Raw genomic sequence first — 23,774 nt, 5'->3', positions numbered from 1 at the left:
GCATCTATGTCTGCTCGCTCTCGCGATCAGATCTTGCTGTCCCTACATCACGGCAGAGTCGCCTATGGATCGCTTTCAGGAAATGCAGATATTCATGACGGTGGCCGAAGCAGAAGGTTTTGCGGCCGCCGCCCGTCGTTTGAATATTTCCCCTCCCAGCGTTACCCGTGCCATTGCCGCTATGGAGGAACGCATCGGCACTCAGTTGCTCTCACGCACAACTCGAAGCTTGCACTTGACTGAGGCAGGGCAACGGTACCTGGATGATTGCCGGCGAATACTCGGTGAGGTCAATGAAGCCGAGGAAGCTGCTGCTGGCAGCTACTCGATTCCATGTGGGCACCTGACGGTGACAGCTCCCGTGCTTTTCGGAGAGTTGTACATTGCGCCTTTGCTGGCTGAGTACCTGGATCAATTTCCTTCTGTACATCTACACGCGTTACTGGTCGACCGCGTGACAAGCATGGTCGATGAAGGTATCGATGTGGCGATCCGTATTGGCCATTTGCACGAGAATAATCAGCACGCTATCAAAGTTGGCGAGGTGCGCCAGGTAATTTGTGGCGCCCCCAAGTATTTCGAGGAATTCGGCAGGCCCCGCCATCCTGGAGAATTAGGTTCCGCCAAAATCGTTATGTCTTCCGCGAGCCATTTGTTGAGCGATTGGCAATTTGAGAATGAAGGAAATGCACTGAGCTTTCGTTTCGATCCGCAGCTAGTCGTTACCGCAAATCAAGCTGCCATCAATATTGCTTGTCTGGGCTGGGGTGTGACACGCGTGTTGTCCTACCAGGTGGCTAGTCAGGTAGCCGCCGGTGAACTGGAAGTGGTACTCCAGGATTTTGAACCGCCCGCTTTGCCCATCCAGGTCGTTTACCTCAAGAGTAACCGCGTACCAGCGAAGATACGTACGTTCGTGGATTTCCTCACGGAACGCCTGGGATGTGATGCGGCGCTTCGACCTCCCAGGAAAAGTACGCTCTGATGGACCGTTTTCATGAAATGCTCATGTTTGAAGCGCTCTCAGAGCGGCCAAGCCTGGCGGCAGCTGCGCGCCGTCTGAACGTTTCTGGCCCGACAGTCGTTCGCGCGATTGCTCGGTTGGAGACGCGTCTCGGGGTGCCGTTATTGCAACGCAGCACTCGTGGAGTGTCGTTGACTGAGTCGGGTGTTGTATTTATGGCTGACTGCTCCCGCATCCTCAAAGAAATCGAAGACGCAGAAGCATCAGCTAAAGGCCTTCATGTTCAGGCTCAGGGTAATCTGACTGTATTGCTTCCACTCCTTTTCAGCCGCTATGTAATGACGCCTTTGCTTGCGAATTACATGGGGTTTTATCCCGAAGTCACAATATTCGCCCATTATCATGATCGTTTTCCGAACATGAACGAGGAGGGGCTTGACGTTGCGGTGCTGGTCGGAAATTTGCCCAGTTCCTCGTTGATAGCAAGGCCGGTTGGCTACGTTCGTACGATCGTATGCGCCAGCCCCACCTATCTCGAAGCCCATGGTGTGCCCGCCGAGCCGGAGGATCTCAAAAGTCACCGGCTGATTGGCATTCAAGCTTATCGGGAGAAGATCAACTGGGATTTTTCCAGACATGGTGTTCCATCCACCATCAAGGCCCGATCACGCGTCAGCTGCACCACCGTTCAAGCTGCCATCGATGCAGCGGCTTATGGCGCGGGGCTTACGCGCTGCCTCAGTTATCCTGCCTACGATTATTTAAATGGCGGTCGGCTACGCAGGGTGTTGCAACCTTTCGAACTGCCAGCGCTTCCAGTTCATGTCGTTTACCGGGAAGGGCGTAGAGCTTCAATGAGAGTGCGCAGTTTTGTCGACCACATTGTCGAAGGCCTGCGCGAACATCCGGCAATGTTGCCCGACGCTCATTGAGCGTTCGGCGATCCCGGACTGACGTCGCTGACTAGTTTCATTTGGCGTTCGCTGCCTTTTCGATCAGGCTGGGCCGCTAAGGCCAGACCTGCAAATATCTTTTTCATCTGTGTTCCTGTGCATGACGGGAGATGGATTGTGGAGCGACAGGAATAGTTAAACCGCTAGCTGTATCCCCTATGTGTCCCCGTATCCAGTGCTACGCATGGAAATGTATCTAGCGCCGCCTTTGCTACAAACCGACACAAAGCTCCCCCAGCATTTCAGCAGGCGAAACATTGGATTGTGTTTTGTGTTTGTTCTCACCAAAGCGATTAAGGCGGACCATGCGTTCAGGCACTTTATAAAACACCTGACTGCGGAGACACCTATGAAACGAGTACTCATGCTGTTAGCCAATGGTGTCGAACCCATGGAAATGGCGGCTTTCACCGACGTGCTCGGCTGGGCCGATTTGCTCGGTGATTGTCCTATTGAGTTAGTCAATGCAGGCCTTCGCAGAAAAATCATCACCACATTTAGTCTCACGCTTAATCCAGGTTTTCTGCTTCGTGATTTGGACGTGAGTAGCTTTGATGCGCTGGCTTTACCGGGTGGTTTCGAACCGGCAGGATTCTATGAAGAAGCTCTGAGTGAGCCTTTTCTTGAAACCATTCGCCACTTTGTTGATGCCGGCAAACCCGTCGCCAGCGTTTGTGTGTCGTCGGTGTGCTTGGGTGTTGCGGGCGTGTTGCGTGGCAAGAACGCGACGACCTATCACCAGGAAGGCGGAAAGCGCAAAAACCAGTTAGTGGAAACCGGTGCTTTATTCGTAGACCGACCAGTCGTTGTCCACGACAACATTATCACTTCCAGCGGTCCAGGCACGGCCACAGAAGTCGCCTTTTTGCTGTTGGAAAAACTGACCAGTTCTGAAAACGCGACTTACATCCGCCAAAAAATGCGCTTCGCTACACCTGATCGTGACTGGTATGACACGCCGCAAGTGGCCTAGCTCCCGCTCAATACTCTATATCAACTTCTCAAGGTATTTGTATGACTGATACGGCTCTCATCGTCGTTGATATTCAGAACGACTATTTCCGGGAAAAAGCTCTACAAGTTGTCGTAAGGACCGTCGTTGGCACTGAAGTAAATGACGTAAGGGCGTGCGGTACGCCGTTGTGCCTCGCAGATACGTGTAGCGCTCCGGCCTGCAAGGTGTTGAATTGATGATATCGGTGGGTGCAGGTGAACACCTCGCCGGTGAAGCCATCGATAGACGCCGGGGAAGTGAGTGAATTGCACCTGTTTACGAATACGTAGAGGTGATCATGAATAATACTGATGAGCAAGGGGCTTCACCCTGGCATGCTGGTGAGCGGCGGTTGCAAGAAAGTGTCGGCGTGGCGCAGCAGATGGAGCACTTTGGGCGAAAGGTTGTTCGCGACTACATGCCGGATCAGCATCGCTCGTTTTACAGCCAGCTACCTTATCTAGTGGTAGGTGCGGTCGATGAACAAGGCATCCCTTGGGCGACGTTGATAGAAGGCCCTCCAGGGTTTGTTCACTCACCCGACCCACGCAGCTTGCAGCTCGACCGCCTCCCCGCAGACGGCGACCCAGTCAAACCTGCCTTGGGAATGGGCGCCGCAGTCGGGCTACTGGGCATCGATCTGAAGACCCGAAGGCGCAATCGTATGAACGGCAATATCAACACCGTCTCCTCTGACGGTGTTGCCGTTTCTGTCGTGCACGCTTTTGGCAACTGTCCTCAATACATCCAATTGCGAAGTGTCGAGCCGGTCAGCGTTGGGCGTTCCTCATCCAATGTTTTAGCGCAACGTCTACACGAACTGGACGAGGCGGCCAGAGAGATTATTCGCAAGGCAGACACGTTCTTCCTCGCCAGCTACGTCGACCTCGAAGGAGACTCATCCAGACGCTCGGTTGACGTTTCGCACCGCGGAGGTAATCCAGGTTTTGTCAGGGTCGAAGGCAACGTGCTGACGATTCCCGATTTCGCCGGCAATCTGCATTTCAATACATTGGGCAACCTGTTGCTCAACCCTAAAGCCGGTTTGGTTTTTGTCGACTTCTCGTCAGGTGATGTGCTCCAAGTGGCCGGGCGCACGGAGCTTATTCTTGAGGGGCCGCAGATCGCTGCATTCCAAGGGGCAGAAAGACTCTGGACCTTGACGGTGGAGCATGTCGTCCTAAGGCGCGCCGGGTTGGCGCTGCGCTGGGTATTCGAGAGTTTTTCGCCGAACAGTATGATGACCGGCAGCTGGGAAAAAGCTGAAGGTCGTTTACAGGCCGATGCCCTGCGCGACCAATGGCGGCATCTGCGCGTCACCCGAATCGTTGAAGAGAGCAGCACCATCAGCTCTTTTTATCTGGAACCCAACGATGGCGCGGGATTGCCGCGATTCGAGGCGGGCCAGCATTTACCGGTACGGTTTAGCCTGGTTGATGGGCAGCCGCCGGTTGTCAGGACTTACAGTGTGTCGAGTGCACCGTCTGACAACTTCTTCCGGATCAGCGTCAAGCGTGACGGGTTGATTTCGTCGCATTTGCACGACCAGATTCGGGCGGGGGATCTGATCGAAGCCCGTGCCCCTCAGGGACGATTTACAGTGAAGGCGGATGAGCATCGGCCATTGGTTCTATTGGCCGCCGGGGTCGGGGTCACGCCGCTGCTGTCGATGCTGCGCGAAGTGATCTACGAAGGAGAGCGAATTCGTCGCACTCGGCCGACCTGGTTTATTCAGAGTGCCCGCAGTCTGGCGGAGCTGGCATTTCGGGATGAGCTGTTTGAACTAGCAACCCGTGCGAAGGATAAAATTCGTGCATTGCGACTTCTGAGTCAGCCTGAGCAGCACGCTCGCGAGGGCGAGGACTTCGAATTGGCTGGACGTGTGGACGTCGCTCTACTCAAGGCGCTTTTACCCCTGGATGATTACGACTTTTACTTGTGCGGCCCAGGCGCGTTTACCCAGGCGTTATACGATGGGCTACGTGAACTCCGCATTGGCGATGATCGCATTCACGCTGAAACTTTCGGGCCTTCGACCTTGGTTCGGCTACGCGATCAGTTGACCCCGGCGGTCGAACAAGTTCCGGCAGCCAGTACCCCGGTAAAAGTACTGTTCGCGACTTCTGCTAAAGAGGCGCGTTGGGAGCCAGGCAACGGCAGCTTGCTGGAGTTGGCTGAAAGTCGTGGTCTGAATCCGGACTTCAGTTGCCGCGGCGGGTCGTGTGGGACTTGTCGTACAAAGCTGATCAGTGGGGAGGTGCACTATTTGAACTTGCCCGCTGAAATGCCGGCTCAGGGAGAGGTCTTGATTTGCTGCGCAGTGCCAGCGCAAAGCAAGGAGGGCGACGCCCCCCTGGTTTTGGATCTGTAGCATGAATGCCTTCTCTATCGCTCATCCCGCGAGACGCGGGTTGAGCGCTTGAGCCAAACCGCCTTCACGGTCGAGTTGAGCGAGGTCATCAAATCCACCTACATGCCAGTCGCCGATGAAAATTTGCGGAACCGTGCGACGGCCGCTGCGATTTATCATTTCCACCTTTTGGTCAACTGACTGCACGTCGATTTCGGTATAAGAAACACCTTTAGAGTTGAGCAGCTGCTTGGCAGCACGGCAGTAAGGGCAGGTGCTGGTTGTGTACATAATGACTTCAGGCATGAAAAGTGCTCCTCGTTTAGACAACTTTAGGCTGCGGCTTTTTCTACCCGAGCGTGTACAGCGCAGGTATCCGGGTGCTGTGCCAACGATTTGAAGTTGCGATTATCAGAATCAAGAGCGTCAACCGATCCGGTTTCGATGTCGTAGACCCATCCATGCAAATTCAACAAGCCTTTTTCCTGAGCGATGCGCACGCTTGGGTGAGTCTGGATGTTCGCCAATTGAGCGATTACATTTTCCCGAACCATTGAGCTTACTTTTGCTGCGTCGTTGACGTGAGAGCGAGACTCGTTGATGACTTTCGCGGACTCTGCATGCTGCAGCCAACCGGCGACGGCAGGAAGGTGATCCATGCATTTGCATTTGGCGACAGCCGTCATTGCACCGCAATCCGAATGACCGCAAATGACGATATCGGTCACCCCGAGCACCGCCACGGCGTATTCGACCGTTGCCGACACACCGCCCGGGTGGGGGCTATACGACGGCACGATATTCCCCGCGTTTCGGATCACGAACAGTTCGCCAGGTTCTTGTTGCGTCAACAGTTCTGGTACTACGCGGCTATCGGAACACGTGATGAACAACGTGCCTGGATGCTGCGTGGTGGCCAGGTGTTTGAACAGGTCCGTCCGTTGCGGAAATGCTTCTTTCTGAAACTTTAAAAAACCTTCAATGAGCGCTTTCATGGGATTAGCCTTTTGCAAGTAGTTAAGTTGGGTAACATTCAATTAGTGCAGCCGCGACCTATCACGCTGTATTCAAGGACACGAGTGTCACCGTGCGAATCCTTGTAAGTCATTTGCACTGGCACTGGACCGCAGACGTCTGCTGCTTCAGTGATGTTGATGACCTTGGCAATATCCAAGTGCACGCCATAGACATACGGAGTGGCTTCTGGCGCAGCCGAAGCTTCCTGTGCATAGGCCGACAACGAAGCTGTCAGGGACAGGGCGAGAAACAGAATTTTTTTCATGACGCATCCTCCATTTAGATTTGGTGAGTCGGTGAAGTGGGTTAATGTGTTAAAGCAGGCCCGCTACGAGTGCGGGCCGAATTACATTTCCAGTCGCCTTCTTAGAAAGGACGCAGTGGCAGGAACTTCCCGTCGAGGGTGATCACTGCGCGGTGGCCGCCTTCAGGATCTTCAACTTTTTTCATATCGAGCTTGAAGTTAATCGCGCTGATGATGCCGTCGCCGAACTGTTCGTGGACCAAGGCCTTCAAAGTCGTGCCGTAGATTTGGATCATCTCGTAGAACCGGTAGATGGTAGGGTCCGTAGGGACGCCCGAAAGGCTGCCACGCAGTGGGATGATTTGCAGGCGCGCTACCGAGTCGGCGTCCAGGTCCAGCTTTTTACCGATCACTTTCGCGGCAGTTTCTGGAAGAGGGTGCTGGCCGAGAAGGGCTGCGGTCACGTAGGCCAGACCGAGGCCGGTGCCTTCTGCCATGTCTTCGAACGACAGGTTTTTGCGGGCTTTGGCGTCTAGAATTTTAGCGGTCAGTTCAAGACTGGTGTCGTTGTAAGCGTGGGACTGTTGCATGGTGTTGCTCCTATCGGATGCTTGGGTAAGAGTTGCTGGATGAGTGTTGCTTGGTGTGAAGCCATGCTCTGCCGTTTGCTCGATAGCGTCCAAGACCGATAAACAATGCGTCGCATAAGCCCTGCCTATAGGTTTAAAACGGAGTGCTCATGAACGTTGGGAACTCGGAAGCAATACTGCTGATTCCGGGTATTCACATTGGTCGAAAAAAAATAATCGCATTGCTGCACGAGCGGGATGGCGAGACAAAAGAGCCCGCGTAAGGCGGGCTCAGCGGGCATCTGCATTTATTGGGGAGAGGCAGCTGGTCGTATAGCGCTGCTTTTCTATGCGTGTTCGTCAGTTAGCGCGAGTATTCCGCCCTCCTCAAAGACCCAGGTCGGAAAGGCTTGGATAATCGTCCGGACGACGGCCTAGCGGCCACCGAAACTTTCGTTCTGACTCTTTGATAGGCATGTCGTTGATGCAGGCAAAACGGTTTGCCATTAAACCGTTCTCTGCGAATTCCCAGTTTTCGTTCCCGTACGAGCGGTACCAATTCCCGGAATCATCGCGCCACTCATAGGCATACCGGACAGCAATACGATTGTCGGTAAACGCCCATAACTCCTTGATAAGTCGATACTCCAACTCCTTATTCCATTTTCGCGTAAGGAACGCCTGAGCCTCAGCCCGGTTGACTGCAAAATCGACGCGATTGCGCCACTGGGTATCGGTGGTATAGGCCAATGCGACTTTTTCAGCATCTCGGCTGTTCCATCCATCTTCAGCCAGGCGAACTTTGAGTGTTGCAGACTCGCGGTCAAACGGTGGTAGCGGGGGACGGGTCTCAGATTCAGCCATGATGACTACTCCACATTGAGGTACCTCGGGATAAAATCCGTGGTTAGCTAAAAGCTTAGTTAAGTCAGGAACCATCAGGGCGCCTACCGAGCATTTCTAGATCAAATACATCAGCAGGTATGAGAGGTGACCTTCGGGAATTGATCAACCTTCAGTTGTTGCTTCATTCGCTAGCGCCCTGTGTAAAAGCGGGTTGGCGGCGATGTGAGAGTAGCGGTTGAGCAGTCCAGGAATCGAACGAACTAATGCACCGCCCAAACGACTTGGCGTCAGGACGTCAGGCTTGCTGTACGAACGCCAGCCGCACTGCAAATCCAATCAGGAGGGTACCGAAAAGCCATTGCTGAACTCGTTGCGCGGTCACGCTACGCTCTAACCAACGCCCTACCCAAGCGCTGGCGGTGGCATAAATGCTGTCGAAAATCAGACCGGTGATTACGAGTACTGCACCCAGTATTGCAAATTGCTCCGATACCGACGATCGATTCGGATCGATGAATTGCGGCAGTAGCACTGAGCAAAAAAGTAGTGCTTTCGGATTGAGTAAATTGGTGAAAAGCCCCCGCCGGATAGCCGCGCTCAAGCTCGGTGTTACATTTCCAGTCTCTGTAGTGGCAGGTGCACTCTTGCCACTGGTTTTGAACATCTGAATCCCTATCCAAAGTAGATAGGCTGCTCCTGCATATTTGACGATATCAAAAGTCCAAGGTAGCACCTTAAACATTGTTGCCAATCCCATAGCGGTCAGAGCCACATGGCAGGCACGCGCCAACGCGAGCCCGACCGCAGTCGCCAGCGCTGCGGTTCTACCTTGTTTCGCACCCGTTTGAAGTAGCAGGATCATGTCCGGACCGGGCATTAGAAAAATCATCGCGAGCGCGAGGAGGTACAGCGCTTTGTCTTCCATATTCGTGTGGCTCGGTAGGAGATGAGGGAGACAATTTTAGAGGGAAGGGGTAGGGCAGGTGGTTGCGTATTGAACTCCCAAATCTACGTTTTTTGGCAGAATCTGCGCTTTGATAATTAGAACAGGTGCCTGTATGCCAACTGATCGTTTTCCGCAAATCAGGCTTGGGCGGCTGGGCTCTTGCCTGGCTAATGCCAGGAAGGGACCGCCAGGGCGTGCCGCTACTTCCCTTTATCAGTTTCTATGGCGCTGAAGTGATCACTCAGCGTGCCTTGGAAATGTTCAATCAGGAAGTTTACGAAGACGCGTGTTTTAGCTGGCAGTTCTTTCCTGGCCGAGTAGTAAACGGAGATTGAGCCCAGATCGACATACCATTGCGGTAATAGCCGAATCAGCTCACCCCGCTGCAACCAGGGCCATGCTCGCTCCAGTGGTACCAATGCCACGCCCAGCCCCATCAGGGCGCACATGCACAAGGCTTGCGGATCATTCATGATGGCTGTTGGTTTCAGGCTCAGATCAAAGGTTTCGCCAGCCGAACTGCGCAACGTCCAGGTGCGTAATCGGTTGGTGTCGGTCGATCGCACGACAATGCCATCCTGGCCCTGCAAGTCCGCCGGCACAATGGGCAATGGCTTGCCTTGGAGCCACTCCGGAGCCGCTACAGCAACGAGGTGTAGCTTGGCCAGTTCACGCGCCACCACGCCCGGGCTTAATTCCAGGCCGCCGCCAATCGCAACGTCAAAACCTTCACCTATCAAATCAACGCGTCGGATTTCGAGGTGCCAATCGGGCACGACGGAAGGATACCGTTGCTTGAACGTTTTCAGCAGAGGCAGCACGTAGTCATAGGCAAAGGACGGAGACATGTTGACCCGCAGCCGACCGGCGGGCACATCGCGTGAGTCGCCGAGTTGAGCCATTGCGCCTTGAATCGTTTCGACACTACCCGCCACCTGTGCATATAGCGCCTCACCGGCTTCGGTAAGGGACAGACTTCGCGTACTGCGTTGAAACAGTCGGGTGCCTAAGTTTGTTTCGAGGCGGGCAATGTTTTTGCTCACTGCCGCGGCGGAAATGCCCATCCGCCGAGCCGCTTCAGAAAAACTGCGAGCTTCGGCGGCTCTTACAAATGATTCCAGATTGCCCAAACTGTCCACGCTCATCTCCAACTTTTGGTTGAAGCTGATTCTACTGATTGATGACTAATTGGGTGGTGAATTTGAGCCCATAGTGGTGGCCGACTGAATTTCACACTCAAAACAGGTGGAGCGTAATGGGGAAAATATTAATCACCGGCGCGACCGGTAAACTGGGTAGCGCAGTAGTGCGCTCACTGGTCCGGAAGGTGCCTGCGACAGATGTCGTCGCCTTGGTTCGAGAGGGGAGCAAAACGCAGTGGTTGTCGGACCTGGGCGTCGAAATGCGGCTGGGCGATTACACTGATGTCGAATCCCTGGTCAATGCCTTCGCCGGGGTGGAAAAAATCTACCTGGTTTCAGCCGTTGCTTTCAGCGATCGGGTGGGGCAACACAGGAACGTTATTCATGCGGCACGTATGGCGGGTGTTCGACATGTGTTTTACACCAGCATTCAGCGCGTTAGCGATGACTATTGTCCTATTGAGGGTGTCACTGCCAGCGACCTCGAAACAGAGGCGATGCTTAAATCATCCGGGCTGGATTACACCATCGTCCGGCATCCGCTGTATGCCGACGTGCTTGCGATGTACATCGCCAAAGATGCTCCGCAGAAGGGCTTCAGCGCACCCGCCGGTCAGGGGCGGGTGGCCCTGACGAACATTGATGAGCTAGCTGAAGGCGGGGCAACCCTGCTCAGTCAGCCGGGTCACGAGCATCGAGCTTATCTGCTCAATAGCGGACAAACCTGGTCGTTCGCAGACATCGCCGCCGCGCTTTCGCGCATAACCGGTAAAGCCGTTCATTATCAGCCGATCGCGACCGCAACCTTCATCGCCGCCCGCGAAGCCGAAGGTTGGCCACCTCATGTCGCGACCTTCATTGGCGATTGGTATCGCGCTATCGAGAAAGGCGCATTTGATCAAACCAGTCGTACCCTTGAAGAACTGCTAGGTCGAAAGCCCAAAGATCTTGAGGACATCGTTAGAGATGCCTTCAAGCTCTGACGGTTCAGTGGGCTGCCCTACATCCCCATTAAGTCGAGCGCTGCGCTTATCGGCGACCGTAGCGTCTTGGCTGAGCCAATGAGTGAGCATCGAAGAGAAGGGCCTTGCGGGGCCTTTTTTGACGGTGAACCGGGTTTTGCTGGATAAAAAGCATAGGCCCAATGACCTTCGCTAAAAAACTCCTGGCACTGTCATGCGAAGACAGGCAGATGCCGAAGCTCTCCCGGCCTGAGCATATAAGCTCAGACTTTCTTTTTAGTGATCGAATTCTCCGACACAATCTCACGTACGACGTTGACGAAAGCCCGAAGTCCCGCTGGCATATGGCGATTCGCAGGATAGTAAAGGCGCAGCCCCGGGTACGAAGGTGTCCAGTCCTCCAGCACTCGCATGAGCTTTCCGGACGAAATATGAGCAGAAGCAGCGAAATCATTAGTCCAGGCTATGCCGGCGCCTTGCAAAGCAGCCTCTAACATCAAGTGGTGGCTGTCGAGCGTCAACGACCCGCTGACATCTATTGATTGCTCTTCACCGCGCTTCTCGAATTCCCATTTGTAGATCGAACCACTGGGGAAGCGCACGCGTATGCAGTTGTGTGCGAGCAGGTCTATCGGAACCTTTGGTTTTTTGCATTTCGCGAAATACTGGGGGGAAGCGACCACCGCAAAACGGAGCGGGGGAGTGATCGCAATGGCGATCATGTCCTGCGGAACGCTTTCCGCCAACCGTATGCCGGCGTCGAATCCACCAGCAACGATGTCAACCAGACTTCTATCGGTAACGATGTCTACCCGCATGTCGGGATAACGCCTTAGGTACTCCAGTACCACTGGCGTCAGCACCATTTGCGCAGCACCTTCGGAGGTGTTCAGGCGTAGGGTTCCCGCCGGCGTATCGCGGAATTCGCTTACCGCCTCCATGGCCGCGGATATATCACGCAGAGCGGGCTGCACACGAACCAGAAATTGCTCCCCGGCTTCAGACAGAGAAACGCTTCGCGTGGTTCTGTGGAACAACCTCACGCCAAGGCGTTTCTCCAGTGCAGCGATCGCATGACTGAGTGCTGATGGCGACATTCCCAATTCCACGGCCGCACGACGAAAACTGCGATGAGTAGAAACGGCGACTACGGCGTTCAGCTCGAGTAGCCCGGATTTCTGCATTGTGCTAATTCCTGCATCAGTTCATCCGATATTAGCCTGATTGTTTGCGACAGTGCTGAGGCTTATCTTGGTCCACAGCAACTTTACGCGGGTCGGGCTTCATAGCGTGGCCTGTGGCATCCCGGTCATCCGGTGATCCCGCAAGTCAGTTCGACTCAGCGGTTATTAAACATGCGAGGAATAATTCATGACGCGTATCACTACACCTTTCGGGTTTCATTCAACCGCACAAGAGGTCATTGAAGGGGTCGACCTCACTGGTAAACGTGCAATCGTAACGGGCGGGGCCTCCGGTATCGGTATTGAGACAGCGCGCGCATTGGTCAATGCCGGCGCAAACGTGACGCTTGCAGTACGGCGTCCGGAGGCGGCGGAATCGATAGCCGCCGAACTGCGCTCTGGGGGCAGGGGTACCGTTGATATCCGCTCAATCAATCTGGCGGATCTGTCCTCTGTGAAATCGTTTGCTGAGTCGTGGTCAGGGCCACTTGATATCCTGGTCAATAACGCAGGGATCATGGCCGTTCCTCAGCGGGAGCTGACATCGCAGGGTTGGGAGATGCAGTTTGCAACCAACTTTCTCGGCCATTTTGCGCTCGTGCTTGGGTTGCAAAACGCCCTGATCAAAGCCGAAGGCGCCCGAATTGTTTCGTTGAGCTCAAACGCTAATCTTCTAGGGCCAGTAGTTTTCGACGACATCAATTTTGACTTCCGCACATACGATGCGTTCGCATCATATGCCCAGGCAAAGTCAGCATGCGCGCTCATCGCCGTAGAGATCACCCGTCGCTGGGCGAAGCTAGGCATTTTCGCTAACGCTTTGAACCCTGGGGCAATCGCGACCAACCTTCAGAAACATACCGGTGGGCTTAAGACCCCAATTGAACGTCAGAAGAACGTGCAACAAGGTGCTGCGACATCGGTACTGCTTGCGGCGTCTCCGTTGTTGGAAGGCATTGGTGGTCGTTATTTCGAGGACTGTAATGAGGCGCTGGTAGTCACCAAACGGCCTGCCGATTACAGGGGCGTTGCAGCTTATGCCGTTGACCCTGATAACGCGCAGCGGTTGTGGGAAGTTGCCACGCGGATCACCGTCGGATTGTTCTATAGGTGAGACGATCAATCGCATTGTTGCTGACTAATCGGCTATTGGTTTCACCTGTAGGATTTACTCCATCAGATCGCCGGCTGGCGATCCTCACCTTGGAGATCCCTTATGAAACTGTTGCATATCGATTCGAGCATTCTGGGTGACAACTCGGCCTCCCGTCAGCTGAGCAGCGAAGTGGTCAAGGCCTGGCAGGGCGCTGAAGCAGGCACGGTGGTGACCTACCGTGACCTGGCCGCCGATGCCATCAGCCATTTTTCCGCCACCACCCTCGTTGCGGCCGGCACCACCGCCGAGTTGCGCAATGCCGCGCAACAACACGAGGCCGACCTGAGCGCCACTGCCCTGGCTGAATTCCTCGCGGCCGATGCCGTGGTGATTGCCGCGCCGATGTACAACTTCACGATTCCAACCCAGCTCAAGGCCTGGATCGACCGCATCGCGGTAGCTGGCCAGACCTTCCGCTATACCGAAGCCGGCCCTGAAGGCCTGTGCGGGGGCAAGAAAGTGGTGATCGTGTCGACCTCCGGCGGCCTGCATGCCGGCCAGGCCAGCGGCGTAGCCCATGAAGAGTACTTGAAGCTGCTGCTGGGTTTCCTCGGTATCACCGACATTGAGTTCGTGCGTGCCGAAGGCCTGGCCTACGGTGACGAAGTGCGTACCAAAGCCATGAATGACGCGCACGTGCGCATCAGTGAGCAGTTGTTCGCCGCTGCGTAAGGCTTGCGTAAAGAGCTCAAACAGCTCAGGCAATCGTTAAAAAACTCTGTATTCTGGAAGCGCAAGCGCCAGGTACGGAGTTTTCTGTTTCTGGCTGTGTCACAAGTTGGCCCAAGTTGTGCAGTCAAGGGGCATCGTCACCGCAAGTAAACAGGTAGGGCGTTCCATGGTACGTCTTTGTGCAGCATTACTGCTGGGCCTGCTCGGCAGCCTTAATTGGGTGCAGGCAGCACCTGCGATGCATCCGCGCTGGAGCGTCGGCTACCACGAGATGAGTTTTCTCGACCCTCTGGACTTGCAGCCGATGCGTGCCATCGCGTTCTACCCCTCAAGCGACAAGGAGCATTCCAGCCGGCTGGAGGGTTATACGGTCGAAGCGGGTGAGGATACCCGGGTGGCCATCGGGCGTTACCCGATGCTGATGCTGTCCCATGGCAACACTGGCACGCCGATGGCCTTGCACGACCTGATGACTTCGCTGGCGCGCAAGGGCTTTGTGGTGGTGGCGGTTATCCATCCGGGTGACAACTCAACCGACCACAGTCGCCTGGGTACCCTGAGCAACCTGTACGGCCGGCCGCTGCAGATTTCCGAAGCCATTACCGCAACCTTGGGCGATCCGATGCTGGCGCCTTTCGTGAATGCCGGGCAGGTCGGGGTGATTGGCTATTCGGCGGGCGGTGAAACGGCCTTGATACTCTCCGGTGCAACCCCTGATCTGGATCGCCTGCGCCGTTATTGCCAGGAGCGCCCGGATGATCGTGACGCCTGCAATACCCAGGGCGAGCTGGTCGTCGATCGCGATGACTTGCAACCGGTGGCCGACCCAAGAGTACATGCCTTGCTCCTGATGGCGCCGTTGAGCCTCAAGTTCGGCCGGCACACCCTGGCTGACGTGCATGTGCCAGTGCTGCTCTACAGCGGTGACGGAGACAAGCTGGTGGCCTTTGACAAAAATGCCGCCGCCCTGGCACGCAAACTGCCAATCGCACCGGATTTCAAGTTGCTGGCTGGCGCCGGGCATTTCGTGTTCATGGCCCCGTGCACCGAGGAGCAGATTGCCGCCATGCCAGCACTGTGCACTGATGCCGATGGCGTTAACCGCGAGGACATTCATCGCAACCTGATTGGCGAGGCTGGTCGGTTCTTTTCTCGCACGTTGTCCAAGCCCAATCGGGCGGGTATGCAAACCGCTGATCAATGATACCTGCGCGATATAGGGCTTAAGCCATTGCCCGACGTTTGAGCAGCAGGGTGAGTCCCAGTCCTGTCGCTGACAGCAGGGCTGCGCAGAAGAAGATCCACGAATACCCCAGGTTCAATGCAATGGCACCCATCAATGGCCCGGCTATCGCCAGAGCGAGGTCGAAGAACACCGCGTAGGCACTCAAGCCCGCGCCGCGACTGGAGTTTGGTACCTGCTTGATCGCCTCCACCCCCAGCGCCGGGTACACCAGGGACAGGCCGAACCCCGTCAGACCTGCGCCGAGCAAGGCATAGCCAGTGGAGGGCGCGAGCCATAGCAATACCAGCCCCACAACTTCAATGCACATGCAGGCGATAGCTGAATTGAAGCCGCCAAAACGGCTGATGCTGGAAATGAACAGCACCCGGGCCAGGATGAAGCACACGCCGAACACCGTCAGGCAATACGCCGCACCTGTCCAGCCACGGTTCACGTAGTACAGGGTGATGAAGGTGGTCAGAGTGCCATAGCCGATCGACGCCAGGCTCAGGCTGGCCCCGAACGGTGCGATCCGCCCGAACACCGCCCAGAATGGCAGGCGCTCGCCCCGGATCACTGGTACTGAAGGTTTGTTGCGAATCAGCAACAGCGCGCCCCCCGCCAGCAATGACAGGGCGATTCCCAGGCTGGCGAAACCCAGCTGGCCGACCATCACCACGCCCAGGGGCGCACCGATGGCGATTGCGCCATAGGAAGCGATGCCGTTCCAGGAAATGGAGCGCGCAGTGTGTTCAGCGCCCACCTGGCCCATGCACCAGCTGATGGTGCCGACGCCGATCAGACCCTGGGCGATCCCCAGCAACAAACGCCCGGCAATCAGAATCAACAGGCTCAGCAGCGGCGTGCTTTGCAGGAGTGTCGACAGCCAGGTCAGCAGGCCACTCAGGACAATGCCCGACAACCCGTAGACGATCGCCCGTTTGGTGCCGACAGTGTCCGACATGCGTCCGGCCATCGGCCGGCTGAGCAGGGTAGCCAGGTACTGGCAGCCAATGGTCAGGCCAGCGACTATGGCGCTGAACCCCAGCTGGTCATGGACGTAGCCCGGCAGCACGGCGATCGGCAGGCCGATGCACAGGAAAGCGACGAAGGTGTAGAAGACGATGGAGACGATCTGCAGGGTGATCGCCATGGAGCTTTGCGGTGGCAGTTGCTGCGCAGACATGAGGGCTCGTTCGCGGGCGGCGGAGGGAGAGCTGCATCATGGCGCGGGCGAGAAACAAAAGGAAGCAGGCTAACGATCAAGATCAAAGGATCGCAGCCTTCGGCAGCTCCTACAGAGGGCGCATTCCAAGGTAGGAGCTGCCGAAGGCTGCGATCTGTTGATCTCCAAACAATAAAAAGCCCCGTCACCAGGACAGGGCTTTTACTTGCAGCTTGAAACTAATAGTTGCTCTTAAAACACCACGCCCTGACTGCGCAGGTAATCGTCATAGGTGCCGCTAAAGTCGATCACGCCGCTAGGGCTCAGCTCGATGATGCGGGTTGCCAGGGACGATACGAACTCGCGGTCGTGGCTGACAAAAATCAGCGTGCCCGGGTAGTTCTCCAGCGCCAGGTTCAGCGCCTCGATGGATTCCATGTCCAAGTGGTTGGTGGGTTCGTCCATGATCAGCACGTTCGGCTTTTGCAGGATCAGCTTGCCGAACAGCATGCGACCTTGCTCACCACCTGAGATGACCTTGACCGACTTGAGGATCTCGTCGTTGGAGAACAGCATCCGGCCGAGGGTGCCGCGAACGATTTGTTCGCCGCCCTGGGTCCACTGGCCCATCCAGTCGAACAGGTTGCAGTCGTCCTCGAAGTCGTGCGCGTGGTCCTGGGCGTAGTAGCCCAGTTCCGCGGCGTCGGTCCACTTCACGGTACCGGCGTCCGGGGTCAGCTCGTTGACCAGGGTGCGCAGCAGGGTGGTTTTGCCGATGCCGTTCGGGCCGATAATCGCTACGCGCTCGCCGGCTTCAACCTGGAAGCTGAACTCCTTGAACAGCGGCTTGCCGTCGAAGCCTTTGGCCATGCGCTCGACAATCACTGCCTGACGGTGCAGCTTCTTGGTTTGCTCGAAACGGATGAACGGGCTCACGCGGCTCGATGGCTTGACCTCGGCCAGCTGGATCTTGTCGATCGCCTTGGCGCGGGAAGTGGCCTGCTTGGCTTTCGAGGCGTTGGCCGAGAAGCGGCTGACGAACGACTGCAGTTCCGAAATTTGCGCTTTCTTCTTGGCGTTGTCAGACAGCAGCTGCTCGCGGGACTGGGTCGCCACGGTCATGTACTCGTCGTAGTTGCCCGGGAACAGGCGCAGCTCGCCGTAATCCAGGTCAGCCATGTGAGTACATACGCTGTTCAGGAAGTGACGGTCGTGAGAGATGATGATCATCAGGCTGGAGCGCTGGGTCAGTATGTTTTCCAGCCAGCGGATGGTGTTGATATCCAGGTGGTTGGTCGGTTCGTCGAGCAGCAGCACTTCAGGATCGGAGAACAGCGCCTGGGCGAGCAACACCCGCAGTTTCCAGCCCGGGGACACTTCACTCATCGGGCCGAAGTGCTGCTCGATGCCGATACCCAGGCCCAGCAGCAGTTCACCGGCACGGGATTCGGCGGTGTAGCCGTCCATTTCCGCGAATTCGGTTTCCAGCTCGGCCACGGCCATGCCGTCTTCTTCGGTCATTTCCGGCAGCGAGTAGATGCGGTCGCGCTCGGCCTTGACCTTCCACAGCTCTTCGTGACCCATGATCACGGTGTCGATCACGGTGAATTCTTCGTAGGCGAACTGGTCCTGGCGCAATTTACCCAGGCGCACGTTCGGTTCGAGCATGACCTGGCCGCCGGACGGTTCGAGGTCGCCGCCGAGGATTTTCATGAACGTCGACTTGCCGCAGCCGTTGGCGCCGATCAGGCCGTAGCGGTTGCCCGCGCCGAATTTGACCGAAACGTTTTCGAATAGCGGCTTGGCGCCGAACTGCATCGTGATGTTAGCTGTAGAGATCAAAGGTTTTTCCTGCGAAGCATTCAGAGTAGCTAGGGTTGCGGCAGTACCGATTCAGTACCCGTTTCCGGTATTCAAACCACGGGAAATGCATCCCGGTCAGAAGCGGAAGGTCCATCTGGCAATAAGTGGACAGCAGCATATGGAGCGCTTGGCCCGAGTCGAAGTGCGCTGAAACGGGGGTCATTCCCGTCATCAACCAAGGGGGGCGCGTAATGTTTGGCGGCGATTGTACTGGTCTGGCACCTGAAACGATAGGGCATTGAGGCTACACGGCTGCTTTGGCGGCGTCAGCGGACAGTTTTTCACATTTGCGGGTTAACCAGGGTCAGCAACTGTGGCTAAAATGCCACCTACTTGATGCCGACAGGCATGGATGCAGTTTGTTCACTCCTGACTTGTGACGATTTCCGTGAAGCTCATCATTGCCGCCATTTATATAGTCACGATCACTTACGTCCATCTGCGCGGTCGCGTGCGCCACAAGCCAGGCCGGCAACTGAGCGACCACTCGACGTTCCTCGCGCCGCTCAACTGTGTGCTGTACCTGTTCTCGAAACTGCCCAACAAACCTTACCTCGATCCGGCAGACTTTCCGGACCTGCGGCCGCTGCAGGAGCACTGGCAGGAGATTCGCGCGGAAGCACAGAACCTGATTCACGCCGGTGAAATCAAGCGTTCCAGCCACTATGACGATGTCGGCTTCAACTCCTTCTTCAAGACTGGCTGGAAACGTTTCTACCTCAAGTGGTACGGCGACAGCCATCCTTCGGCAAAGAAGTTGTGCCCGCGCACCACCGAACTGGTGCAGGGCATTGGCTCGATCAAAGCCGCGATGTTCGCCGAGCTGCCGCCCGGGTCCAGACTGGTGCGCCATCGTGATCCCTATGCCGGGTCCTACCGTTACCACCTGGGCCTGGAAACGCCGAATGATGCGGGCTGCTATATCAATGTCGACGGCGAGAATTACCACTGGCGCGACGGTGAAGCCGTAATGTTCGATGAGACCTTCATCCATTACGCGGAAAACACCACGAGTCACAATCGCATCATTCTGTTTTGCGATATCGAGCGGCCCATGAAGTATCGCTGGGCGGCAGCATTCAACGGCTGGTTCAGCCGCCATGTGATGTCCGCTGCCGGCGCACCGAACGATGCGGGCGACAAGACGGGCGGGATCAACCGGCTGTTTGGCAAGATCTACAAGATCCGCTTGCGCGGCAAGGCGCTAAAGAAGCGCAATCGCAAGCTCTATTATCTGGAAAAGTGGGCAATATTTGGCAGTTTGATCGCGGTTTTCGTGCTGATCTGATCAATGCCATCGCGAGCAGGACTGCACCTTCACAATCAATCATCCAGCCGATCGCTTGGTCGCCTTTTTCGCCGGTGCCGTCTTCGCCGTCGACTTGGTTTTCGCCGCCGGCCTGGCAGCAGCTTTCCCTCCCAGGCTGCGCTTGAGCAACTCGGTCAAGTCGATGACATCCGCCGTCTTGCGTTCTTCCTCGCCGGTCGCCGTTTCCACATCTTCGATCTTGCCTTCATGGGCTTTCTTCTCGACCAGCGCCATGATCTTGTCCTCGAAACTGTCGCGATAGTCCTCGGGCGACCAGTCACCGCTCATGTCCTGCACCAGGCGCTTGGCCATGTCGAGCTCGCCCTTGGCCAGTTTGGGCTCGGTCACTTCGCTGCCCAGTTCCAGGGTATCGAGACTGCGAACCTCTTCCGGCCAGCGCAGCATCACCAGGACCATCGCCGACTCCAACGGCATCAGCGCTGCCAGGTGCTGGCGGGTATGCAGCACCACGTGGCACAGGGCGACTTTGTTGGTTTTGCTCAGGGTTTCACGCAGCAGCGCATAGACCTTGCCGCCGCGTTTGTCCGGGGCCAGGTAGTACGGCCTATCGATGTTCTGCAGCGGGATCTGCTCGCTGTCGACAAAGGAAAAGATGTCGATTGTCTGGGTGGAGAGCGGGTGGGCTGATTTGATTTCCTCTTCACTGAGCACCACGTAGCGACCCTTTTCGTACTGCACACCCTTGACGATGTGTTCCTTGGTCACCTCCTTGCCGGTTACCTTGTTCACCCGTTTATACCCGACCGGATCCATACTGCGACTGTCCAGCCAGTCAAAGTCCACGCCTTGGGAAGACGTCGCCGAAACCAGCGCTACAGGGATATGCACCAGCCCGAAACTGATTGCGCCTTTCCAGATTGCCCGTGCCATGGTCGTCTACTCGCGAGTGATGATCAGGTGACCCGCATCCCTCGGCAAAAGTTTCAGCCGATGATGCCCCGGCCCGCCGGGGTGCGGGGCATCCCTGGTCAACTGGTGTTACATCTTCGACGCGAGGTTTTGATTAACAAAACAGAACCCCCGGCGTAGCGTGGTATCGAAGACCCTATCCACGCCCACGTCGAGAGGTTCACCGATGAACAGGTTCGTGCTGGTCTGCACCGCACTGGCATGGAGTGCCGTACTGAGCCATCAGGCCCACGCGGCAGCGGTCCCTGAGTCGATGCTGTTGGCGCAAAGCCCTACGGGTAGTACCAGCAATCCCTACAACAGCCCCATCCGTCGGGCCAACCCCAATAGCATGCAAGGCACACAACCCAGTGCGCCGGCCATACGCGGGCCCAATACCGTACCAGTGCCCCGGCCACCCACCCTGGACAACGGCGGCATTGGCAATCGTGCACCGCAGACTCGCCCTGTGCCCGACAGCCCACCCAGGTTCATCCCCAACCCACCCCCTAGAGACGGCGATAGCAACAATCTCTGAGCCTGGCTGACTATTTTGACGACATAAGGAACTGTGCATGTTGAGAAAATCCCTCCTGGCCACCTTCTGCGCCAGCGTCATGTTCACCACTGCACCCGCCGCCATTGCGGCATCAGTCCAGGAATTGAAGAGCGAGCTGGGCACGCTTGAAGTCACCACCCTCACTCAAGGTCTGGAGCATCCCTGGGCCCTGGCATTTCTGCCCGACCGCCAGGGCATGCTGGTAACCGAGCGCCCGGGCAACCTGCGGCTGGTCACCCTCAATGGCAAGCTGTCGGACCCTATCAGCGGCGTGCCAGACGTGTGGGCCAAAGGCCAGGGTGGTTTGCTGGATGTTGTGCTGTCCCCGGACTTCAAGCAGGACCGCACGGTGTACCTGTCGTACGCCGAGGGTGGCGGCAAGGGGGACAAGGCCGGAACCGCAGTAGGTCGCGGGCAACTGTCGGCAGATTTGAAGACTCTGGAGAACTTCAAGGTGATCTTCCGGCAGGAGCCCAAGCTCTCGGTCAGCAATCACTTCGGCTCGCGGCTGGTATTCGACCGCGACGGCTATCTGTTCATCACCCTGGGTGAAAACAACGACCGGCCAACGGCCCAGGACCTCGACAAGTTGCAGGGCAAGGTGGTCAGGATCTATCCCGATGGCCGGGTACCGGATGACAACCCCTTTGTCGGGCAGAACGGTGTGCGCCCGGAAATCTGGTCTTACGGTCAGCGTAACCCCCAAGGCGCGGCGCTCAACCCATGGACGGGCGTCCTCTGGGAAACCGAGCATGGCCCCCGCGGTGGCGATGAACTGAATGTGATCGAGCGCGGCAACAACTACGGTTGGCCGCTGGCTACCCATGGCATCAATTATTCAGGCCAGCCCATTCCCGAAGCCACCGGCAAGACCGCCGAGGGCACGGTAGGGCCGCACCATGTCTGGGAGAAATCCCCGGGGCTGAGCGGCATGGCGTTCTACGATGCCGACCGGTTCAAGGTGTGGCAGCACAACGTGTTCATGGGGGCACTGGTCAGCCAGGAATTGATCCGCCTGCAGTTCAACGGGGACAAAGTGGTCCACGAGGAGCGCTTGATGGGCGAGCTCAACAAGCGCATTCGCGATGTGCGGCAGGGGCCCGACGGTTATTTGTACGTGCTGACGGATGAGAGCGATGGGGTGTTGTACAAGGTTGGGTTGAAGTAAATGCACCCACCTTCCCTGGGTTGAGCGGCGAGTCTGCAGGGGTCGATTGTAATTGGCCATTGACTTGCCATCAGCCGCCGGCTAATTTCGACCCATGACTTTCACCGTATCGCGCTGCCAGCCAAGCATTATTACCGCCATTCCTTATTTGGCGGGTTAGCTCACGACTGCAGCACCCAACCCGCCCTCGAGGCGGGTTTTTACTTTCTGTCTCCTGGGTTAAAGCCGCTACCGGCGTGGAAGCTGTTTGAAGGTCGCGATCTTTTCGTTTTTGAAGAGCAAAAGATCGCAGCCTTCGGCAGCTCCTACGTGGGTAATAAAGGAGACCGAGATGACCTACACCGCCAACCAGCAAGCCCTGCTTGCCCATTACGTCAAGAAGATCCTCGCGGCGCCGGTTTACGAACTGGCCGTACGTACGCCATTGCAACCCGCACCCGCGTTGTCGGAAGCCCTGGGTAACCAGATCCTGCTGAAACGCGAGGACCTGCAGCCGACGTTCTCCTTCAAGATCCGCGGTGCCTATAACAAGCTGGTGCAACTGAGCGATGAGCAAAAAGCACGCGGTGTGATCACCGCGTCGGCCGGCAACCACGCACAAGGTGTTGCATTGGCAGCGCGAGAACTGGGAATCGCTGCGACCATCGTCATGCCCGCCACGACGCCGGAACTGAAGGTGCTGGGGGTGCGTAGCCGCGGCGCCGAGGCCGTGCTTCACGGAGAAAGCTTTCCGTTTGCCCTGGCATACGCCCTGGACCTGGCCGCGCGCACAGGCCGTACCTTTGTTTCGCCATTCGACGACCCGGAGGTGATCGCAGGGCAGGGCACTGTCGCCATGGAGATCCTGCGTCAGCACCCCGCAGACCTCGACGCGATCTTTGTGCCGGTGGGGGGTGGTGGACTGATCGCAGGCATCGCCGCATACGTCAAATACCTGCGTCCGCAAGTGCGCATCATCGGTGTGGAGTCCGAACACTCCGCTTGCCTGGGCGCAGCGCTGCAAGCCGATGAGCGCGTGGTGCTGCCGAACGTCGGCACCTTTGCCGACGGCGTTGCCGTGGCGCAAATAGGCGTCTATGGGTTTGAGGTATGTCGATTTTGCGTAGACGAAATGCTGACCGTGACCAATGACGAGTTGTGCGCTGCGATCAAGAATATCTACGACGATACCCGGTCGATCACCGAACCTTCCGGTGCACTGGCCGTGGCCGGTATCAAAAAGTATGTCGCCCGCACCCGAGCCCGTGGCCAGACCCTGGTGGCCATCGACTCGGGCGCCAACATCAACTTCGACAGCCTGCGCCACGTGGCTGAACGTGCCGCTTCATGCGGCGCGCCGGCCTGAGACTGGACACATTGCCGCATTCTTGCCGCCGTGTCCGGTTCGTGCAACCGGCCGGGGCAGGATTGCATTTTGCAGTGGCCCAGACGCTGCTTCTTGCAGTTTGCATGATCGCTTGCGCGCTCAACTTCCCTAACCCTTTGATTTGCCGATGAGCTGCACGGCGAAATCAGAGGCATGAATTATGCTGTAGATGTCCTTAAGCTGACCGCGCCTTTCATTGAGTCAGCGCCTG

The 23,774-nt window shown here is 56.8% G+C and carries 22 protein-coding genes and 1 pseudogene; 12 read left to right on the top strand and 11 right to left on the bottom strand.

The features are described from left to right. Positions 1 to 64: 64 nt before the first annotated feature. The 4 genes from AAEZ05_RS05825 (at position 65) to AAEZ05_RS05810 (ending at position 5,282) form a co-directional block, all read left to right on the top strand. Positions 65 to 985, top strand: coding sequence for a LysR family transcriptional regulator (locus tag AAEZ05_RS05825; protein WP_350646792.1), 921 nt, complete (start codon positions 65 to 67; stop codon positions 983 to 985). Continuing rightward, positions 985 to 1,896 (top strand): LysR family transcriptional regulator, encoded by a 912-nt coding sequence (locus tag AAEZ05_RS05820; RefSeq protein WP_082069225.1) that lies wholly within the window; start codon positions 985 to 987, stop codon positions 1,894 to 1,896. Before AAEZ05_RS05825 ends, AAEZ05_RS05820 begins: the two co-directional genes overlap by 1 nt. 370 nt (positions 1,897 to 2,266) lie before the next feature. Next, a complete protein-coding gene (locus AAEZ05_RS05815; protein WP_350600602.1) occupies positions 2,267 to 2,890 on the top strand; it encodes a DJ-1/PfpI family protein in 624 nt (207 codons plus the stop codon). A gap of 319 nt (positions 2,891 to 3,209) precedes the next feature. Further along, on the top strand, positions 3,210 to 5,282 hold the full coding sequence (locus AAEZ05_RS05810) for a 2Fe-2S iron-sulfur cluster-binding protein (protein ID WP_350646791.1): 2,073 nt from the start codon (positions 3,210 to 3,212) through the stop codon (positions 5,280 to 5,282). Between the two features lie 21 nt (positions 5,283 to 5,303). Here AAEZ05_RS05810 and grxC read toward each other — a convergent pair whose 3' ends face one another. From grxC to AAEZ05_RS05775, 7 genes are all read right to left on the bottom strand, one after another. Continuing rightward, positions 5,304 to 5,567 (bottom strand): glutaredoxin 3, encoded by a 264-nt coding sequence (grxC, locus tag AAEZ05_RS05805; protein ID WP_205892568.1) that lies wholly within the window; start codon positions 5,565 to 5,567, stop codon positions 5,304 to 5,306. A gap of 26 nt (positions 5,568 to 5,593) precedes the next feature. Then, positions 5,594 to 6,256: a carbonic anhydrase gene (locus tag AAEZ05_RS05800; RefSeq protein WP_205892569.1), complete on the bottom strand. Its 663-nt coding sequence runs from the start codon at positions 6,254 to 6,256 to the stop codon at positions 5,594 to 5,596. 38 nt (positions 6,257 to 6,294) lie between these two features. Next, positions 6,295 to 6,543 (bottom strand): DUF2790 domain-containing protein, encoded by a 249-nt coding sequence (locus AAEZ05_RS05795; protein ID WP_205892570.1) that lies wholly within the window; start codon positions 6,541 to 6,543, stop codon positions 6,295 to 6,297. A 101-nt stretch (positions 6,544 to 6,644) separates the two neighbouring features. Continuing rightward, entirely contained in the window at positions 6,645 to 7,112 is a 468-nt protein-coding gene (cynS, locus tag AAEZ05_RS05790; RefSeq protein ID WP_045061152.1) for a cyanase, read from the bottom strand. A 366-nt stretch (positions 7,113 to 7,478) separates the two neighbouring features. Beyond that, positions 7,479 to 7,955, bottom strand: coding sequence for a nuclear transport factor 2 family protein (locus AAEZ05_RS05785; RefSeq protein ID WP_045061153.1), 477 nt, complete (start codon positions 7,953 to 7,955; stop codon positions 7,479 to 7,481). 277 nt (positions 7,956 to 8,232) lie between these two features. Then, on the bottom strand, positions 8,233 to 8,862 hold the full coding sequence (locus AAEZ05_RS05780) for a LysE family translocator (RefSeq protein WP_350646790.1): 630 nt from the start codon (positions 8,860 to 8,862) through the stop codon (positions 8,233 to 8,235). 221 nt (positions 8,863 to 9,083) lie between these two features. Further along, the gene (locus AAEZ05_RS05775) at positions 9,084 to 10,022 is read right to left on the bottom strand and encodes a LysR family transcriptional regulator (protein WP_350646789.1); all 939 of its coding nucleotides are present in this window, start codon (positions 10,020 to 10,022) and stop codon (positions 9,084 to 9,086) included. A gap of 116 nt (positions 10,023 to 10,138) precedes the next feature. On the opposite strand from AAEZ05_RS05775, the gene AAEZ05_RS05770 reads away from it, so the two are divergent. Continuing rightward, the gene (locus AAEZ05_RS05770; protein WP_350646788.1) at positions 10,139 to 11,008 is read left to right on the top strand and encodes an SDR family oxidoreductase; all 870 of its coding nucleotides are present in this window, start codon (positions 10,139 to 10,141) and stop codon (positions 11,006 to 11,008) included. Between the two features lie 242 nt (positions 11,009 to 11,250). Here the strand turns inward: AAEZ05_RS05770 and AAEZ05_RS05765 are convergent, their stop codons facing one another. Beyond that, on the bottom strand, positions 11,251 to 12,171 hold the full coding sequence (locus AAEZ05_RS05765) for a LysR family transcriptional regulator (RefSeq protein WP_045061157.1): 921 nt from the start codon (positions 12,169 to 12,171) through the stop codon (positions 11,251 to 11,253). A gap of 187 nt (positions 12,172 to 12,358) precedes the next feature. On the opposite strand from AAEZ05_RS05765, the gene AAEZ05_RS05760 reads away from it, so the two are divergent. The 3 genes from AAEZ05_RS05760 (at position 12,359) to AAEZ05_RS05750 (ending at position 15,203) form a co-directional block, all read left to right on the top strand. After that, the gene (locus AAEZ05_RS05760; RefSeq protein WP_350646787.1) at positions 12,359 to 13,285 is read left to right on the top strand and encodes an SDR family NAD(P)-dependent oxidoreductase; all 927 of its coding nucleotides are present in this window, start codon (positions 12,359 to 12,361) and stop codon (positions 13,283 to 13,285) included. A 102-nt stretch (positions 13,286 to 13,387) separates the two neighbouring features. Then, positions 13,388 to 13,999, top strand: a complete 612-nt coding sequence (locus AAEZ05_RS05755; protein ID WP_045061159.1) for an FMN-dependent NADH-azoreductase — start codon at positions 13,388 to 13,390, stop codon at positions 13,997 to 13,999. A 166-nt stretch (positions 14,000 to 14,165) separates the two neighbouring features. Beyond that, positions 14,166 to 15,203, top strand: coding sequence for an alpha/beta hydrolase family protein (locus AAEZ05_RS05750; protein WP_350646786.1), 1,038 nt, complete (start codon positions 14,166 to 14,168; stop codon positions 15,201 to 15,203). Between the two features lie 19 nt (positions 15,204 to 15,222). On the opposite strand, the gene AAEZ05_RS05745 is transcribed toward AAEZ05_RS05750, so the two are convergent. Both AAEZ05_RS05745 and AAEZ05_RS05740 read right to left on the bottom strand, forming a co-directional pair. Beyond that, complete coding sequence (locus AAEZ05_RS05745) at positions 15,223 to 16,410, bottom strand: MFS transporter (protein ID WP_045061161.1); 1,188 nt, start codon at positions 16,408 to 16,410, stop codon at positions 15,223 to 15,225. Between the two features lie 231 nt (positions 16,411 to 16,641). Further along, positions 16,642 to 18,231: an ABC-F family ATPase gene (locus AAEZ05_RS05740; RefSeq protein ID WP_082069226.1), complete on the bottom strand. Its 1,590-nt coding sequence runs from the start codon at positions 18,229 to 18,231 to the stop codon at positions 16,642 to 16,644. Between the two features lie 409 nt (positions 18,232 to 18,640). Here AAEZ05_RS05740 and lpxO point away from each other — a divergent pair, with 409 nt between their 5' ends. Next, positions 18,641 to 19,540: a lipid A hydroxylase LpxO gene (gene lpxO / locus AAEZ05_RS05735; protein WP_205892580.1), complete on the top strand. Its 900-nt coding sequence runs from the start codon at positions 18,641 to 18,643 to the stop codon at positions 19,538 to 19,540. Positions 19,541 to 19,579: 39 nt separating this feature from the next. On the opposite strand, the gene ku is transcribed toward lpxO, so the two are convergent. Next, positions 19,580 to 20,452, bottom strand: a complete 873-nt coding sequence (gene ku / locus AAEZ05_RS05730; protein ID WP_045061163.1) for a non-homologous end joining protein Ku — start codon at positions 20,450 to 20,452, stop codon at positions 19,580 to 19,582. Between the two features lie 205 nt (positions 20,453 to 20,657). On the opposite strand from ku, the gene AAEZ05_RS05725 reads away from it, so the two are divergent. The 3 genes and pseudogenes from AAEZ05_RS05725 to ilvA all read left to right on the top strand — a co-directional run. Then, entirely contained in the window at positions 20,658 to 21,008 is a 351-nt protein-coding gene (locus AAEZ05_RS05725; RefSeq protein WP_082069227.1) for a hypothetical protein, read from the top strand. 37 nt (positions 21,009 to 21,045) lie between these two features. Next, positions 21,046 to 22,197: a PQQ-dependent sugar dehydrogenase gene (locus AAEZ05_RS05720; RefSeq protein ID WP_045061164.1), complete on the top strand. Its 1,152-nt coding sequence runs from the start codon at positions 21,046 to 21,048 to the stop codon at positions 22,195 to 22,197. A 331-nt stretch (positions 22,198 to 22,528) separates the two neighbouring features. Next, positions 22,529 to 23,518: pseudogene (gene ilvA / locus AAEZ05_RS05715) on the top strand (threonine ammonia-lyase, biosynthetic); the annotation flags it as partial. Positions 23,519 to 23,774 lie beyond the last annotated feature (256 nt).

Source organism: Pseudomonas sp. HY13-MNA-CIBAN-0226, assembly GCF_040310305.1.
Taxonomy (GTDB): domain Bacteria; phylum Pseudomonadota; class Gammaproteobacteria; order Pseudomonadales; family Pseudomonadaceae; genus Aquipseudomonas; species Aquipseudomonas gregormendelii.
This window is presented reverse-complemented; position numbering and strand designations above follow the sequence as displayed.